Here is a 16,075-nt window from a genome sequence, read left to right on the forward strand (position 1 = left end):
GCGGTGAACTTCGACAGGTAGTGGCTGTAGGGCAGCACGGCGTGCGACTGGGCGTCGAAGAAGTTGCCGTACCAGACACCCAGCAGGCCCAGCAGGAGCGGGGCGTTGGCCTCGGCGGGCGCGGTGCGGAAGTGCTCGTCGACGATCCGGAAGCCGTCGAGCATCTCGCGGAAGCGGTCCGGGCCGATGGCAATCATCAGGGACAGGCCGATCGCCGAGTCGAACGAGTAACGGCCGCCGACCCAGTCCCAGAACTCGAACATGTTCTCCGGGTCGATGCCGAACTCCGCGACCTTTCCGGCGTTCGTCGACAGCGCCACGAAGTGCTTCGCGACGGCCTTGTCTCCCCCGCTCCCGGCTTCACCGGAACGGGAGGTGACCTCGCCGTCCAGGCCGTCGAGCAGCCAGGTGCGGGCCGAGGTGGCGTTGGTGATCGTCTCGATCGTGGTGAACGTCTTCGACGCCACGATGAACAGCGTCTCCGCCGGATCCAGGTCCCGCACCGCCTCGTGCAGATCGGCGCCGTCGACGTTCGAGACGAACCGGAAGGTCAGCGAACGGTCCGTGAACGCCCGCAGGGCCTCGTAGGCCATGGCGGGGCCGAGGTCGGAGCCGCCGATGCCGATGTTGACCACGTTGCGGATGCGCCTGCCGGTGTGGCCGGTCCACTCGCCGGAGCGGACGCGCTCGGCGAAGCCGGCCATCCGGTCGAGGACGGCGTGCACCCCGGGCACGACGTTCTCACCGTCCACCTCGATCACCGCGTCGCGCGGGGCGCGCAGCGCGGTGTGCAGGACCGCCCGGTCCTCGGTGATGTTGATCCGCTCACCGCGGAACATCGCGTCACGCAGCCCGGACACGTCGGTGGCGGCGGCGAGTTCGTGCAGCAGCGCGAGGGTCTCGTCGGTGATCAGGTGCTTGGAGTAGTCGATGCGCAGGTCGCCGACGCGCACGACGTACCGCTCGGCGCGTTTGGGGTCCGCCGCGAACAGTTCGCGCAGACGGGCGTGCCAGTGGTCGCGGTGGTCCTTCAGCGCCGCCCACTCGGGACGCCGGGTGAGCAGGGGTGTGTCAGACATGGGAAGGGGTCTCCTTGGTGCCTTCGCCGCGCAGGGCGACGGCGTACATCTCGTCCGCGTCGAGGCGCCGCAGCTCCTCGGCGATCAGTTCGGAGGTGGGGCGGACCTTCAGCGCGAGGGTGCGCGAGGGCTGGCCGGGCAGGGACAGCGTGGCCAGCGGGCCCTCGGGGCGGTCGATGACGATCTCCCCGTTCTCGGTGCCGAGCCGGACGGCCGTGACGACCGGGCCCGCGGTCTCCACCCGGTCGACGCTCACGTTCAGCCGGGCCTCGAGCCAGCGCGCGAGCAGCTCGGCGCTCGGGTTGTCCGCCTCGCTCTCCACGGCGGCCGAGACGATCGGCACCCGCGCCTGGTCCAGCGCCGCCGCCAGCATCGAGCGCCACGGCGTCAGCCGGGTCCACGCCAGGTCGGTGTCGCCGGGGGCGTACGACTTCACGCGCGCCTCCAGGGCCTGGAGGGGCCGTTCGACGGCGTACATGTCGGTGATCCGGCGCTGGGCCAGTGCGCCCAGCGGGTCCTTGACCGGGTTGTGCGGCGCGTCGACCGGCCACCACACGACGACCGGCGCGTCCGGCAGCAGCAGCGGCAGGACGACGGAGTCGGCGTGCTCGGACACCTCGCCGTAGGTCCGCAGGATCACCGTCTCCCCGGTGCCGGCCTCGGAACCCACCCGGACCTCGGCGTCGAGGCGCGACTGCGTGCGCTCGCGGGGGGTGCGGGCGTGCCGCTTGATGACGACCAGGGTGCGCGAGGGGTGCTCGTGCGAGGCTTCCTCGGCCGCCTTGATCGAGTCGTAGGCGTTCTCCTCGTCCGTGACGATCACCATCGTCAGGACCATGCCCACGGCCGGTGTGCCGATGGCGCGGCGACCCTGCACCAGCGCCTTGTTGATCTTGCTTGCCGTGGTGTCGGTCAGGTCGATCTTCATGGCCTGCGCCAGCTCCGTCCGTCTCGTGCGAGCATCTCGTCGGCTTCCTCGGGTCCCCAGCTGCCCGAGGCGTACTGCGCGGGCCTGCCGTGGCGTGCCCAGTACTCCTCGATCGGGTCGAGGATCCTCCAGGACTCTTCCACTTCCTGATGGCGCGGGAACAGGTTGGCGTCGCCGAGCAGCACGTCCAGGATGAGGCGCTCGTACGCCTCCGGGCTCGACTCCGTGAAGGACTCGCCGTACGCGAAGTCCATCGTGACGTCCCGGATCTCCATCGACGTGCCCGGCACCTTGGAACCGAAGCGGACGGTGACGCCCTCGTCGGGCTGGACCCGGATGACGATCGCGTTGGCGCCGAGTTCCTCGGTGGCGGTGGAGTCGAAGGGGGAGTGGGGCGCCCGCTGGAAGACGACCGCGATCTCGGTGACGCGGCGGCCGAGACGCTTGCCGGTGCGCAGGTAGAACGGCACGCCCGCCCAGCGGCGGTTGTCGACGTTCAGCCGGACGGCGGCGTAGGTGTCCGTCGTGGAGGCCGGGTCGATGCCGTCCTCCTCCAGATAGCCGCGCACCTTCTCGCCACCCTGCCAGGCGCCCGAGTACTGCGCCCGCACGGTGTGCCGGCCGAGGTCCTCCGGCAGCTTCACGGCCTTGAAGACCTTCAGCTTCTCGGTCAGCAGCGAGGCCGCGTCGAAGGAGGAGGGCTCCTCCATCGCGGTCAGCGCCATCAGCTGGAGGAGGTGGTTCTGGATCACGTCACGCGCCGAGCCGATGCCGTCGTAGTAGCCGGCCCGGCCGCCGATGCCGATGTCCTCGGCCATCGTGATCTGGACGTGGTCCACGTACGACCGGTTCCAGATCGGCTCGAACATCTGGTTGGCGAAGCGCAGCGCCAGGATGTTCTGGACGGTCTCCTTGCCCAGGTAGTGGTCGATGCGGAACACCTGGTCCGGCTCGAACACGTCGTGCACGATCGCGTTCAGCTCCTGCGCGCTCGCCAGGTCGTGCCCGAACGGCTTCTCGATCACCGCCCGCCGCCACGACCCGTCCGGCGCGTTCGTCAGTCCGTGCTTCTTGAGCTGCTCGACGACCTTGGGGAAGAACTTCGGCGGTACGGACAGGTAGAAGGCGAAGTTGCCGCCGGTCCCGCGGGAGCGGTTCAGCTCCTCGACGGCGTCACGCAGCTGCTTGAACGCCGTGTCGTCGTCGAAGTCGCCCGGGATGAACCGCATGCCCTCGGCGAGCTGCTGCCAGACTTCTTCGCGGAACGGCGTCCGCGCGTGCTCGCGCACCGCGTCGTGCACGACCTGTGCGAAGTCCTGGTCCTCCCAGTCGCGGCGGGCGAAGCCGACGAGCGAGAAGCCCGGCGGGAGCAGGCCGCGGTTGGCGAGGTCGTAGACGGCGGGCATCAGCTTCCTGCGGGACAGGTCGCCGGTCACGCCGAAGATGACGAGCCCGGACGGGCCGGCGATTCGGGGCAGGCGCCGGTCGCGGGGATCCCGCAGCGGGTTGTCCCAGACGGCGTCGGTGCCGGCAGTGCTCATTCCGCGTCAACTCCCTCGGTGTCGAGTGCCTCGGTGGCGAGTGCGTAGGTGTCGAGCGACTTCGTGACCGCGTCCAGAAGGTCCTGCCACGCCGCCGCGAACTTGGCGACGCCCTCGTCCTCCAACCGGGTGACCACCTCGTCGTAGGAGATGCCGAGCGCCTCCACGGCGGAGAGGTCGGCGCGGGCCTGCGCGTAGGCGCCGGTGACCGTGTCGCCGGTGATGGCGCCGTGGGCGGCGGTGGCGTTCAGGGTGGCCTCCGGCATGGTGTTGACGGTGCCGGGTGCCACGAGTTCGTCGACGTACAGCGTGTCCTTGTATGCAGGATCCTTCACACCGGTGGATGCCCACAGCGGACGCTGCCTGTTGGCCTTCGCCGCGGCGAGGGCGGTCCAGCGGTCCTGGGCACGTGACGGATCGTCGGCGGAGCCGAACGTCTCCTCGTACGCCTGGTAGGCCAGCCGCGCGTTGGCGAGCGCGGCCCGGCCCCTGAGCGCGAGGGCCTCCTCCGTGCCGAGGACGGTGAGGCGCTTGTCGATCTCGGCGTCGACGCGGGAGACGAAGAAGGAGGCCACGGAGTGGATCGTCGACAGGTCGATGCCCCGCGCGGCGGCCTTCTCCAGTCCGGCCAGGTAGGCGTCCATGACCTCGCGGTAGCGCTCCAGCGAGAAGATCAGCGTGACGTTGACGCTGATGCCGAGGCCGATGACCTCGGTGATGGCCGGCAGGCCGGCCTTGGTCGCCGGGATCTTGATCATGACGTTGGGGCGGTCGACGAGCCAGGCGAGCTGCTTGGCCTCGGCGATCGTGGCCGCGGTCTCGTGGGCGAGACGGGGGTCGACCTCGATGGAGACCCGGCCGTCGAGGCCACCCGTGGCCGTGTATACGGAATGCAGGATATCGGCGGCCGCACGCACATCCGCGGTCGTCACCATCCGTACGGCCTCGTCGACCGTGACACGCCGCACGGCGAGGTCGGCGAGCTGCTCCTCGTAGCCCTCACCGGAGCCGATGGCCGCCTGGAAGATCGACGGGTTCGTGGTGACGCCGACGACGTGCCGCGTGGCGACGAGGGCGGCGAGATCGCCGGACGTGATGCGCTTGCGGGACAGGTCGTCCAGCCAGATCGAGACGCCTTGGTCGGAGAGGCGCTCCAGGGCTCCCGCGGCGGCGGTTGCTTCGGTCACTGTGATCATCTTCCTTCTGGCGATCGGATCAACCGCGGGCGGCAGGGCCCGTGGCCGCGTGCAGAGAGGCCCGAGCCGCGGCGGCGACGTTCTCGGGGGTGAAGCCGAACTCCGTGAACAGGGTTCCGGCGTCGGCGGAGGCGCCGAAGTGCTCCAGGGAGACGATGCGTCCCGCGTCCCCCACGAAGCGGTACCAGGTGAGGCCGATGCCCGCCTCGACGGCGACGCGTGCCTTCACCGACGGCGGCAGGACGCTGTCGCGGTACTCGCGCGGCTGCTCCTCGAACCACTCCACGGACGGCATCGACACCACCCGGGTCCCGATCCCCTCGGCCTCCAGCACCTCGCGCGCGGCGACGGCGAGGTGCACCTCGGAGCCGGTGGCGATCAGGACGACGTCCGGAGTGCCCTCGGAGGACTCCTGGAAGACGTAACCGCCCTTCGCCGCGTCCGGGTTCGGCGCGTACGTCGGCACGCCCTGCCGGGTGAGGACCAGGCCGTGCGGGGCCGGACGGGAGCCGTGCCGACGGAGGATCTCCGCCCAGGCGATGGCCGTCTCGTTGGCGTCGGCGGGGCGTACGACGTTCAGCCCGGGGATGGCGCGCAGCGAGGCCAGGTGCTCGACCGGCTGGTGGGTGGGGCCGTCCTCGCCGAGACCGATCGAGTCGTGGGTCCAGACGTACGTCACCGGCAGCTGCATCAGCGCGGACATGCGGACGGCGTTGCGCATGTAGTCGGAGAACACCAGGAAGGTGCCGCCGTAGACGCGGGTGTTGCCGTGCAGGGCGATGCCGTTCATCCCGGCGGCCATCGAGAACTCGCGGATGCCGAAGTGGACGGTGCGGCCGTACGGGTCGGCCTCGGGCAGCGGGTTGCCCCGAGGCAGGAAGGACGAGGTCTTGTCGATGGTGGTGTTGTTGGAGCCGGCCAGGTCGGCGGAGCCGCCCCACAGCTCCGGGACGACCGGGCCGAGCGCCTGGAGCACCTTGCCGGACGCGGCACGGGTGGCCACCGCCCTGCCCTCCTCGAAGACGGGCAGGTGGTCCTCCCAGCCCTCGGGGAGCCGGCCCGCGAGGACACGGTCGAACAGTTTCGCCCGCTCCGGCTGCGCACCGCGCCACGCGTCGAGCCGCTTGTCCCAGGCCGCGTGCTCCTCGGCGCCCCGGTCGAGGGCGGCGCGCGTGTGGGCGAGGACGTCGTCGGGGACCTGGAAGGACCGCTCCGGGTCGAAGCCCAGGAGGCGCTTGGTGGCGGCCACCTCGGCGTCGCCGAGCGCGGAACCGTGGGAGGCCTCGGTGTTCCGCGCGTTCGGGGCGGGCCAGGCGATGACCGTGCGCATCGCGATGATCGAGGGGCGTGTCGTCTCGGCGCGCGCCGCGGCCAGGGCCGCGTGCAGGGCGTGCACGTCGACGTCGCCGTTGCCCTGCGGCTCGATCCGCTGCACGTGCCAGCCGTAGGCCTCGTACCGCTTCAGGACGTCCTCGGAGAAGGCGGTCGCCGTGTCGCCCTCGATGGAGATGTGGTTGTCGTCGTAGAGGAAGACGAGGCTGCCGAGCTTCTGGTGGCCGGCGAGCGAGGAGGCCTCGGCGGAGACACCCTCCTGGAGGTCGCCGTCGGAGACGATCGCCCAGACGGTGTGGTCGAACGGCGAGGTGCCCTCGGGCGCCTCGGGGTCGAACAGGCCGCGCTCGTAGCGGGCGGCCATCGCCATGCCGACGGCGTTGGCGGCGCCCTGGCCGAGCGGTCCGGTGGTGGTCTCCACCCCGGCGGTGTGCCCGTACTCGGGGTGGCCCGGTGTCTTCGACCCGTGGGTGCGGAAGGCCCTGAGGTCGTCCAGCTCCAGTTCGTAGCCGGCGAGGAACAACTGCGTGTACAGGGTCAGCGAGGTGTGGCCCGGGGAGAGGACGAAGCGGTCACGGCCGGCCCATTCCGGATCCGCCGGATCGTGTCGCATCACCTTCTGAAAGATCGTGTACGCGGCGGGCGCGAGGCTCATCGCGGTGCCGGGATGGCCGTTGCCCACCTTCTGCACCGCATCCGCCGCCAGCAGGCGCGCGGTGTCGACGGCACGCCGGTCGAGTTCGGTCCATTCGAAGGTGTCCGGTGTCTGCGTGCTCATCTTCAAGAAATCCTCGGTGAGAGCGAACTGGCTGGTCTGGCGTGTTCAAACGTAAAAGTCTGACTTTTCCGAGGGAAGGTCGGCGTGTGTCAGGCTGTGGTGAAAGTGGGACACCCCGGCGACGCTGGGCACGATCGAGGCGGCACGAGACGGACATGGCGGACACAACCGTCGAAGACGGCGACGGGATCAGAACGTTCCCCTTCCCGGTCGATCTCAGCGTCGGCGGCGTCGGCATGCAGGTCGGCCCCATGGGCGCCGGCCGCACCTGGCACGCCGACGCGCCGCTGGAGCGCGTGCACCGGATCGACTTCCACATCGTCCTGCTGTTCACCGACGGTCCCGTCCGTCACATGGTCGACTTCGCCGAGTACGAGGCGACGGCCGGTGACGTCCTGTGGATCCGCCCGGGCCAGGTCCACCGCTTCTCGAAGACGAGCGAGTACCGCGGAACCGTCCTCGCCATGCAGCCCGGTTTCCTGCCCCGCGCCACCGTCGAGGCCACCGGCCTGTACCGCTACGACCTGCCGCCGCTGCTGCGCCCCGACGAGGCCCGGTCGGCCGGCCTTCGCGCGGCCCTGGCGCACCTGCAACAGGAGTACGAGGACACCGCGACCCTGCCCCCGAGCCTGCACACCTCGGTGCTGCGGCACTCCCTGACGGCGTTTCTGCTGCGCCTCGCGCACCTCGCCGCCAGCTCGGCGGAGGCGGCCCACCGCCACGCCGACACCACGTTCACCCTCTTCCGGGAGGCCGTGGAAAGGGACTTCGCCACCAACCACAGCGTCAGCGCGTACGCCGACGCGCTCGGCTACTCCCGACGCACCCTCGTGCGCGCGGTGCGCGCCGCGACCGGCCAGACACCCAAGGGCTTCATCGACAAGCGGGTCGTCCTGGAGGCGAAGCGCCTCCTCGCCCACACCGAACTGCCGATCGGCAGGGTCGGCGCGGCGGTGGGCTTCCCCGACCCGGCCAACTTCTCCAAGTTCTTCCACCAGCACACGGACATGACACCGGCGGCGTTCCGCGCGGAACTGCGCTGAAACGCCGCCGGGTCGACGGGTGTCCTCAGTCAGTGGCCGAAGGTGAACCAGTTCACGTTCACGAAGTCGGCGGGCTGACCGCTGGTGAAGGTCAGATAGACGTCGTGCGTCCCGGTCACCGAGGTGATGTTCGCCGGGACCGTCCGCCATGACTGCCAGCCGCCCGTGTTTGCCAGCGCGAAACTCCCGACGGGTGCGGCGCTACGGCTGTCCAGGCGCACCTCGACCAGACCGCTGACCCCGCCGGCGGCGCCGCTCGCCACCCGCGCGCTGAACTGTCGCGCCGCCGTGGAACCGAAGTCGACGCCGCGGTAGAGCGCCCAGTCGCCGTGGGCGAGGGAGCCGATGTTCTGGCCGCCGCCGGTGTCGGTGGTGGTCTCGGTGACCGCGCCGGACTGGCCGTCGTGGGACTCGGCCTGGACGGTGGCGTAGGCGTCGCGGTCGCCGGTCGGGGGAGGTGTGGTGCCGCCCCCGCCGCCCGCGGCCTGGAGGACCTGCACATAGTCGACGACCATCGGCACGCCCGAACGCGTGTCGCCGTCCAGGCCGCCCCCGAACGCGTCGGGGAAGCCGCCGCCCATCGCCACGTTGAGGATGATGAAGAAGCCGTGGTTCGTCGCGTTGTTCCAGGTCGTGGCGTCGACCTGGGCGGCCGTCACGGTGTGGAAGTTGACGCCGTCGACGAAGAAGCGGATCGCCTCGGGGGTCACCGAGCGGTCCCACTCCATGGTGTAGGTGTGGAAGCCGGACTGACACGTGGTGGCGGGGCACACGGTGGAGTTGCCGATGCCGGTGGTCTCGTTGCACGGGCCGCCCGGGCTGGTGCCGCAGTGCATCGTCGCCCAGACCCTGTTCAGCCCCTGGACGTTCTCCATGATGTCCAGCTCGCCGACGCCGGGCCAGTTCTGGTAGTTGCCGCGGTAGGGGGCGCCCAGCGTCCAGAACGCCGGCCAGTAGCCCTCGGCGGCGGTGCCCGTCACATTGGGCATCTGGATCCGGGCCTCGACCCGCAGTCTGCCGCCGGACGGGGGCTGGAAGTCGGTGCGGTTGGTCTCGATACGGCCCGAGGTCCAGCGGCCCGCGGAGTCCCGCAGCGGGGTGATGCGCAGATTGCCGTTGCCGTCGAGCGAGACGTTGCTCGTGCTGTTCGTCATCGTCTCGACCTCGCCGGTGCCCCAGTTCGCGGGCCCGCCCGGATACGAGGTACCGGTGGCGTACTGCCAGTTGGAGGTGTTGACGCCGGTGCCGGCGGCGCCGGTGAAGTCGTCGAGGAAGACCTGCGACCACCCCGCCGGGGGAGTGGGCGCGGAGGCGTTCGCGGACGGGGAGGTGACGGTGGCGGCGGCCGCCGCGAGGCCCAGCGTGCCGACGACGGCGACGAGCGCGCGCCGCAGGGAGCGCCGTCCGCGTGGTGGTGTGCCGGAGGTTTCGCTCATGGTGGGGAACGCCTCTCGGGTACGGGGTGGTCGTGGGCGGGTGCCTTCGACAGCGCCCCAGTGCGTGAGAGCGCTCTCAAAGTTCCGTCAATGTGCTCCTCGGCAACCCGGCCGTCAAGAGTCGAAGCAGGGAATCCGCCTACTCGGCGCACGAGTTCACCTTGTCAACGACCCCGCCTCGCGGCGCGCCGCCGGCCTTCCCCCGGCCCGTCGCGCCGCCGAAGGCCGGACCAGCGCGCACCGGCCCCGACGGCCGGCGCCAGGACCGCCGCGCGACCCCTTCCAGGAGGTCAGCCGGGCTGCCAGCCGAGCGCCCGTGAGATGCCCCGCGCCGCCAGCCGGACCGTCGGCGCCAGTACCGGGACCTGCGCGCCGGCGCAGGGCACCACGACCGAAACGGCCGCGACCACCGCGCCGTCCGGCCCGCGCACCGGGGCGGCCACCGACAGGGCGTCCTCGGTCACCTGACGGCTGCTCACCGCGACGCCGGTGCGCCGTACTTCGGCGAGGACCCGGCGCAACCGGGCCGGATCGGTGACGGTGTGGTCGGTACAGGCCGCCAGTGGCGCCTCGCAGTACGACTCCTGCACCTCGGAAGGACAGTGCGCGAGCAGGACCAGACCGACCCCGGTGACGTGCAGCGGCCAGCGGGCGCCGACCCGGATGCGGACACCGACCGCGGAGTGCCCGGACAGCCACTCGGTGTAGACGACGTCGGAGCCGTCCCGGACGGCCAACTGCACGTTCTCGTGGGTGGCTTCGTAGAGATCCTCCAGGTAGGGCAGCGCGGCCTGGCGCAGGGCGAGGCCGCGCGGGGCGAGCGCCGCGACCTCCCAGAGCCGCAGCCCGATGTGGTACGTCCCGGACGCGTCCCGTTCCAGCGCGCCCCATGCGGACAGGGCGGTCACCAGCCGGTGCGCGGTGGTGAGGGTCAACCCGGCCCGCCGGCTGATGTCGGTCAGGGTCAGCGCGGGGTGCGCGTGGTCGAACGCGGCGAGCACGGACAGCAGCCGGTCGGGAGCGGAGCGAGCGGTCATGGCACGGGCTTCCCTCGGCTTCACGGTCGGGGCCACGACGTCGTCATGCCAGCTTCACGGGCCCAGGCGGCCTGCGGGTTCGCCGCGCTCTCCCGCTCACTGCGGTGTGCCTTCCCTGGCCCGGTCGGCCGACCGTGCCGGAGCGGGGTCGAGTGGGTCCCCGTGTGTCTCGCGCAGCCGCCACACGGTGATCGCGGTGATCGCGGCGCCGGCGCACAGCAGCAGTGAGACCGGGGTGCTCCCGCCGCCGTTCGAGGCGAGCAGGCTGCTCGCGATCAGCGGGGAGAAGCCCGCGCCGATCAGTGTCGCCGCCTGGTAGCCGAGGGAGGCGCCGGTGTAGCGGACCCGGGTGCCGAACATCTCGGTGAGCAGGGCGCCGAGCGGCCCGTACATCGTGGACTGGGCGATGCCGTGCCCGAGGACGAGGGCGAGGACCAGCAGGCCGGGGGAGCCCGAGTCGACCAACGCGAGTACCGGGAAGGCCAGGGCCGCCGAGGTGACGGCACCGGCGAGCACCACGGGCCGGCGGCCGACCCGGTCGGACAGCGCGGAGGCGGCGGGGAGCACCACCAGGGCGACACAGGAGGCGATGGTGACGGCGGCGAGCACCTGCGGTCGACTGTATGCGCCGTGTTCGCGGTCGACCGCATACGAAATCATGAATCCTGTCAGCAGCGACTGGGCGGTGAACGCCCCGATGCCCACGCCGGCCGCGAGCAGTACCGGCTTCGGCCGGCGCACCACCTCCAGGACCGGTGGCCGGTCGAGCGGTTCGGCCTTGTGGAAGAGCGGGCTCTCGGCGACCCGCAGCCGGACGAACACCCCGACCGCCAGCAGAATGACGCTCAGCAGGAACGGCACCCGCCAGCCCCACTCGCGGAACTGGTCGTCCGGCAGTGTGGAGACGAGGGTCACCACACCGGCCGACAGCACGGAGCCGAGCGGGGCGCCGAGTTGGGTGAAACTGGACCACAGGCCGCGCCGGGAGCCCCCGGACCCCTCGGCGTGCTCCGCGTGCTCGACGATCATGAGGGTCGCGCCGCCCCACTCACCGCCGATCGCGAGGCCCTGTACGACCCGCAGGGCGACCAGCAGGACGGGCGCCCACACGCCGATCGCGTCGTAGGTCGGGAGCAGGCCGATGAGGAAGCTGCCGGAACCCATCAGCGTCATGGTCAGCAGCATCATCGACTTGCGGCCGATCCGGTCGCCGAAGTGACCGAAGACGAGGCCGCCGAGCGGACGCGCCACATAGCCGGCGGCGAAGGTGCCGAAGGCCGCGACGGTGCCCACGGCGGGGTCGGCGCCGGGGAAGAACAGATCGCCGAAGACGAGCGCGGCCACGGTGCCGTACACGAGGAAGTCGTAGAACTCGACGGTGGTGCCGATCAGCCCGGACAGGGCGACGGGGCGCAGTTGTGGGGACGGGCGGCGGGCGGACGTACGGGATGGCTGCACGGGGTCTCCCTGGGGAGGAGGGCGGAGGTGGTGCAGATGCCGGTGGAGAGCCCGGCGTGTCCCGTGAAGTTAGGCAGCTGTGCGGCAGTCGTCAATCATTTGCACAACATCAGTCGAGTCCGTCCTCCGCGATGCGCAGCAACAGGGCGTGCAGGGTCGCGCGTTCCGCCCGGTCGAGCGGGGCGAGGAGGTCGTTGGTCACCCGCCGGCCGGCCGCGTCGGTGCCGCGCAGGAAGGCGCGGCCGGCCTCGGTCAGGACGACGATCCGGCTGCGGCGGTCGTCCGGGGCGGGGCGGCGTTCGGCGAAGCCCAGCTTCTCCAGGTCGTCGACAAGGCCGACGATCGCGCTCGGGTCGTAGCCGAGGCGGGTGCTCAGTTCGCGCTGGAGGGCGCCCTCGGCCGTGGCCAGGAAGCGCAGCACGGCGTAGTGGCGCAGGCGCAGCCCCGACTCCTGGAGGGACGAGTTGAACAGCTGCCCCGAGCGCAGTCCCAGGCGGTAGAGCAGATAGCCGGTGTCCGCGTGCAGGGCGCGCATCCACGGCTCGTCCGCGTCGATCGGTGTGGCGTTCACGGTGTCGTCCTGGCGGGCGATGGCGGGCTCCCTGGTGTCGGCCCCGGAGGGCGGTCTCGGAGGGCGGTCTCGGTATGACGCATTCCAGCATGACGCACCCATAGGGCGGCAACAACTATTGACGACAACAATCATTGCTCTTAGCTTCGATCTCGAAGTCGCGCCACCACCGCGTGCGGCCGCATCCCCTGCGCGCTGCGGCCGCCCCATGTGAAGGGACACCGTCGTGCCCATCGATCTCACCGGCAGGGTCGCCGTCGTCACCGGCAGCGGCCGGGGCCTCGGTCTCGCCTACGCCCATGCCCTCGCCGCCCACGGCGCCCGCGTGGTCGTCAACGATGTCGACGAGGCGGTCGCCGAGCAGGCCGTGAAGTCCATCACCGAGGCGGGCGGCACCGCCGTCGCCGAGGTGGTCGCCGTCGGCACCTCCGAGGCCGCCGACCGGCTGGTGAACCGCGCCGTGGAGGAGTTCGGGCGGCTCGACGTCCTGGTCGCCAACGCGGGCATCCTGCGCGACAGGGTGCTGTGGAAGATGACCGACGACGAGTTCGACGCGGTGATCACCACCCATCTCAGGGGCACCTTCACCTGCGCCCGCGCCGCCGCCGTACGGCTGCGCGAGCAGGGCGAGGGCGGCACGCTGGTCCTGGTGGGCTCCCCGGCCGGCCAGCGCGGCAACTTCGGCCAGACCAACTACGCCGCGGCCAAGGCCGGCATCGCCGCCATGGCCCGCACCTGGTCCATGGAGCTGGGCCGCGCGGACATCACCGTCAACGCGATCGTCCCGGTCGCCGCCACCGCGATGACCGAGACCATCCCCGCGTTCGCCCCCTACGTCGAGGCCATGAAGCGCGGCGAGGCGCTGCCCGCCTTCCTCCGCCGGGGCGAGGGCTTCGGCACCCCCGAGGACTGCGCGGCCCTCGTCCCCTTCCTCGCCTCCGAGGCCGCCCGCTCGGTCACCGGACAGGTCATCGGCATCGGCGGCGACAAGGTGGCACTCTGGTCGCATCCGCAGGAGATCCGCACGGCGTACGCCGACGGCGGCTGGACCCCGGACGGCCTGGCCGACGCCTTCCCGACCTCGGTCGGCGCGCAACTCCAGACCGTCGGCATCCCGGCACCCCAGTTCCCGGAGGCGTGATGACGGCTCCCTCCATGATCGTCGAGGACCTCGTCGCGATCGACGTCCACACCCACGCGGAGGTGTCCTCCCGAGGCCACTCCTCCCTGGACGACGAGCTGCACGGCGCCTCCTCCGCCTACTTCAAGGTCGAGGGCAACCGGAAGCCGACCCTCCAGGAGACGGCCGCCTACTACCGCGAGCGGAGGATGGCCGCGGTGATCTTCACCGTCGACGCCGAGTCCGCGACCGGCACCGCCCCCGTCCCCAACGAGGAGGTCGCCGAGGCGGCCGCCGTGAACGCCGACGTCCTCATCCCCTTCGCCTCCATCGACCCCTTCCGGGGGAAGGCGGGTGTGCGGCAGGCCCGGCGCCTGGTCGAGGAGTACGGGGTGAAGGGCTTCAAGTTCCACCCCAGCATCCAGGGCTTCTTCCCCAATGACCGGGCCGTGGCGTACGCCCTCTACGAGGTGATCGAGGAGACCGGGACCATCGCCCTGTTCCACACCGGCCAGACCGGTATCGGTGCCGGCGTGCCCGGCGGGGGCGGCATCCGGCTGAAGTACTCGAACCCGCTGCATGTCGACGACGTCGCCGCCGACTTCCCGCATCTGAAGATCATCCTGGCGCATCCGTCGTTCCCCTGGCAGGACGAGGCCCTCGCCGTCGCCACGCACAAGCCGGGCGTGCACATCGACCTGTCCGGCTGGTCGCCGAAGTACTTCCCGCCGCAACTCGTGCAGTACGCCAACACGCTGCTGAAGGACAAGGTCCTCTTCGGCTCCGACTTCCCCGTCCTGACCCCGGACCGCTGGCTCGCCGACTTCGACAAGCTGACGATCAGGGACGAGGTGAAGCCGAAGATCCTCAAGGAGAACGCCGCCCGGCTGCTCGGGCTGACCACACCGTGAAGGGGCGTGGAGATGCGCAACGAGGGACTGGGATCCTGGCCCGCACGCCGGGCCCGCAAGACCCCGCACCGCACGGCCCTGGTCCACGGCGACCTGTCGACGGCATGCGGTGAGCGGTCCGCCGCCCACGGTGGCCCGTCGACGGTCCACGGTGAACGGTCTACGACCCACACTGGCCTGTCCACGGCCCACGATGCGCTGTCGATCGACTATCGGTCGACCGACTACCGCACATTGCATACACGCACCACGCGTCTGGCCCACGCCCTGCGTGCGCGGGGCGTCCGCCGCGGCGACCGGATCGCCTACCTCGGCCCGAACCACCCCTCGTACCTGGAGACCCTGTTCGCCTCCGGTACCCTCGGCGCCGTCTTCGTGCCGCTCAACATCCGCCTGGCCGGCCCCGAGATCGCCTATCAGCTCACCGACTCCGGGGCGAGGGCACTGGTCCACGGTCCGGCGTTCGCGGGCCTGGTGGCAGGGCTGCCCGGCAGCACCGACGTCCGGACCTACCTGGAGGTCGGTGCCGAGTACGAGGAGGCCCTGGCGTCCGCCGCGGAGGATCCGATCGACGAGCCGGTCGGCGCCGACGACCCCTGCGTCATCATGTACACCTCAGGCACCACCGGCCGCCCCAAGGGCGCGATGCTCACCCACGGCAACCTCACCTGGAACGCGCTCAACGTCCTCGTCGACACCGACCTGATCGCCGACGAACGGGCTCTGGTCTGCGCGCCGTTGTTCCACACGGCCGGCCTGAACATGCTCACTCTGCCGGTTCTGCTCAAGGGCGGCACCTGTGTCCTGGCGGAGTCCTTCGACCCCGACATCACCTTCGACCTCGTCGAACGCCACCGGATCACCTTCATGTTCGGGGTGCCGACGATGTTCGACCAGATCGCCCGGCACCCGCGCTGGCCGGACGCCGACCTGTCCTCCCTGCGCATCCTCACCTGTGGCGGCTCCCCGGTCCCCACTCCGCTGATCGCCGCCTACCAGGAGCGCGGACTGACCTTCCTCCAGGGCTACGGGATGACCGAGGCCGCCCCCGGCACCCTGTTCCTGGACGCCGAACACGCCGTCTCCAAGGCCGGCTCGGCCGGCGTCCCGCACTTCTTCAGCGACGTACGGGTGGTCCGGCCCGACCTGGCGCCCGTCCGGGCCGACGAGACGGGTGAGTTGGTGGTGCGCGGCCCGCACGTCATGCCCGGCTACTGGGGGCTGCCCGAGGAGACGGCCGCCTCCTTCGCCGACGGCTGGTTCCGCAGCGGGGACGTGGCGCGCGTCGACGAAGACGGTTACGTGTACATCGTCGACCGTATGAAGGACATGATCATTTCCGGCGGCGAGAACGTCTACCCCGCCGAGATCGAGGATCTGCTTCTCGCCCACCCCGACATCGTCGAGTGCGCGGTCATCGGTGTGCCCGACGACAAGTGGGGCGAGGTGCCGCGGGCGGTGGTCGTGGCCCGAGAGGGCGCCTCGCCGGACCCCGACGAGGTACTGGCCTCGCTCGCCGGCCGGCTCGCCAAGTACAAGATCCCGAAGTCGGTGGTCATCGCGGACGAACTCCCGCGCACCGCCTCCGGCAAGCTCCTCAAGTCGCGGGTGCGCAAGCGCTTCGGCGACAACTCCCAGCGATGAA

At 71.0% G+C, this 16,075-nt stretch carries 13 protein-coding genes; 4 read left to right on the plus strand and 9 right to left on the minus strand.

Annotated elements, in window-relative coordinates; translation table 11 throughout:
* From pgi to tkt, 5 genes are all read right to left on the minus strand, one after another.
* On the minus strand, positions 1-1,079 hold a 1,079-nt coding region (gene pgi, locus ACZ5Y0_RS06685; RefSeq protein ID WP_469127530.1), incomplete at its 3' end, for a glucose-6-phosphate isomerase.
* A complete protein-coding gene (gene opcA, locus ACZ5Y0_RS06690; protein ID WP_469127531.1) occupies positions 1,072-2,007 on the minus strand; it encodes a glucose-6-phosphate dehydrogenase assembly protein OpcA in 936 nt (311 codons plus the stop codon). The genes opcA and pgi, both read right to left, overlap by 8 nt.
* Positions 2,004-3,548, minus strand: a complete 1,545-nt coding sequence (zwf, locus tag ACZ5Y0_RS06695) for a glucose-6-phosphate dehydrogenase (RefSeq protein WP_469127532.1) — start codon at positions 3,546-3,548, stop codon at positions 2,004-2,006. The genes opcA and zwf overlap by 4 nt, the downstream gene beginning before the upstream one ends.
* A complete protein-coding gene (gene tal / locus ACZ5Y0_RS06700; RefSeq protein WP_469127533.1) occupies positions 3,545-4,744 on the minus strand; it encodes a transaldolase in 1,200 nt (399 codons plus the stop codon). The genes zwf and tal overlap by 4 nt, the downstream gene beginning before the upstream one ends.
* Positions 4,745-4,763: 19 nt before the next feature.
* Positions 4,764-6,854 carry a transketolase gene (gene tkt / locus ACZ5Y0_RS06705; RefSeq protein ID WP_469127534.1) on the minus strand — a complete coding sequence of 697 codons (2,091 nt, stop codon included), beginning with the start codon at positions 6,852-6,854 and terminating at the stop codon, positions 4,764-4,766.
* A gap of 155 nt (positions 6,855-7,009) precedes the next feature.
* Here tkt and ACZ5Y0_RS06710 point away from each other — a divergent pair, with 155 nt between their 5' ends.
* Complete coding sequence (locus tag ACZ5Y0_RS06710) at positions 7,010-7,897, plus strand: helix-turn-helix domain-containing protein (protein ID WP_469127535.1); 888 nt, start codon at positions 7,010-7,012, stop codon at positions 7,895-7,897.
* Positions 7,898-7,926: 29 nt separating this feature from the next.
* Here the strand turns inward: ACZ5Y0_RS06710 and ACZ5Y0_RS06715 are convergent, their stop codons facing one another.
* The 4 genes from ACZ5Y0_RS06715 to ACZ5Y0_RS06730 form a co-directional block, all read right to left on the minus strand.
* Complete coding sequence (locus tag ACZ5Y0_RS06715) at positions 7,927-9,333, minus strand: glycoside hydrolase family 16 protein (RefSeq protein WP_469127536.1); 1,407 nt, start codon at positions 9,331-9,333, stop codon at positions 7,927-7,929.
* Positions 9,334-9,623: 290 nt separating this feature from the next.
* Entirely contained in the window at positions 9,624-10,370 is a 747-nt protein-coding gene (locus ACZ5Y0_RS06720) for an IclR family transcriptional regulator (RefSeq protein ID WP_469127537.1), read from the minus strand.
* Positions 10,371-10,466: 96 nt separating this feature from the next.
* Positions 10,467-11,828: an MFS transporter gene (locus ACZ5Y0_RS06725; protein ID WP_469127538.1), complete on the minus strand. Its 1,362-nt coding sequence runs from the start codon at positions 11,826-11,828 to the stop codon at positions 10,467-10,469.
* Between the two features lie 109 nt (positions 11,829-11,937).
* A complete protein-coding gene (locus ACZ5Y0_RS06730) occupies positions 11,938-12,363 on the minus strand; it encodes a MarR family winged helix-turn-helix transcriptional regulator (protein WP_469128014.1) in 426 nt (141 codons plus the stop codon).
* A 262-nt stretch (positions 12,364-12,625) separates the two neighbouring features.
* Between ACZ5Y0_RS06730 and ACZ5Y0_RS06735 the strand changes: the two genes are divergently transcribed.
* Genes ACZ5Y0_RS06735 through ACZ5Y0_RS06745 form a run of 3 tightly spaced genes read left to right on the plus strand, consistent with a single transcriptional unit; the run spans position 12,626 to position 16,074 of the window.
* Complete coding sequence (locus ACZ5Y0_RS06735; RefSeq protein WP_469127539.1) at positions 12,626-13,540, plus strand: SDR family NAD(P)-dependent oxidoreductase; 915 nt, start codon at positions 12,626-12,628, stop codon at positions 13,538-13,540.
* Between the two features lie 14 nt (positions 13,541-13,554).
* Positions 13,555-14,430 carry an amidohydrolase family protein gene (locus ACZ5Y0_RS06740; RefSeq protein ID WP_469128015.1) on the plus strand — a complete coding sequence of 292 codons (876 nt, stop codon included), beginning with the start codon at positions 13,555-13,557 and terminating at the stop codon, positions 14,428-14,430.
* 12 nt (positions 14,431-14,442) lie between these two features.
* Positions 14,443-16,074, plus strand: coding sequence for an acyl-CoA synthetase (locus ACZ5Y0_RS06745; protein ID WP_469127540.1), 1,632 nt, complete (start codon positions 14,443-14,445; stop codon positions 16,072-16,074).
* Position 16,075: the final 1 nt, after the last annotated feature.

The sequence above is a fragment of the Streptomyces sp. NPDC033216 genome, from assembly GCF_055577115.1.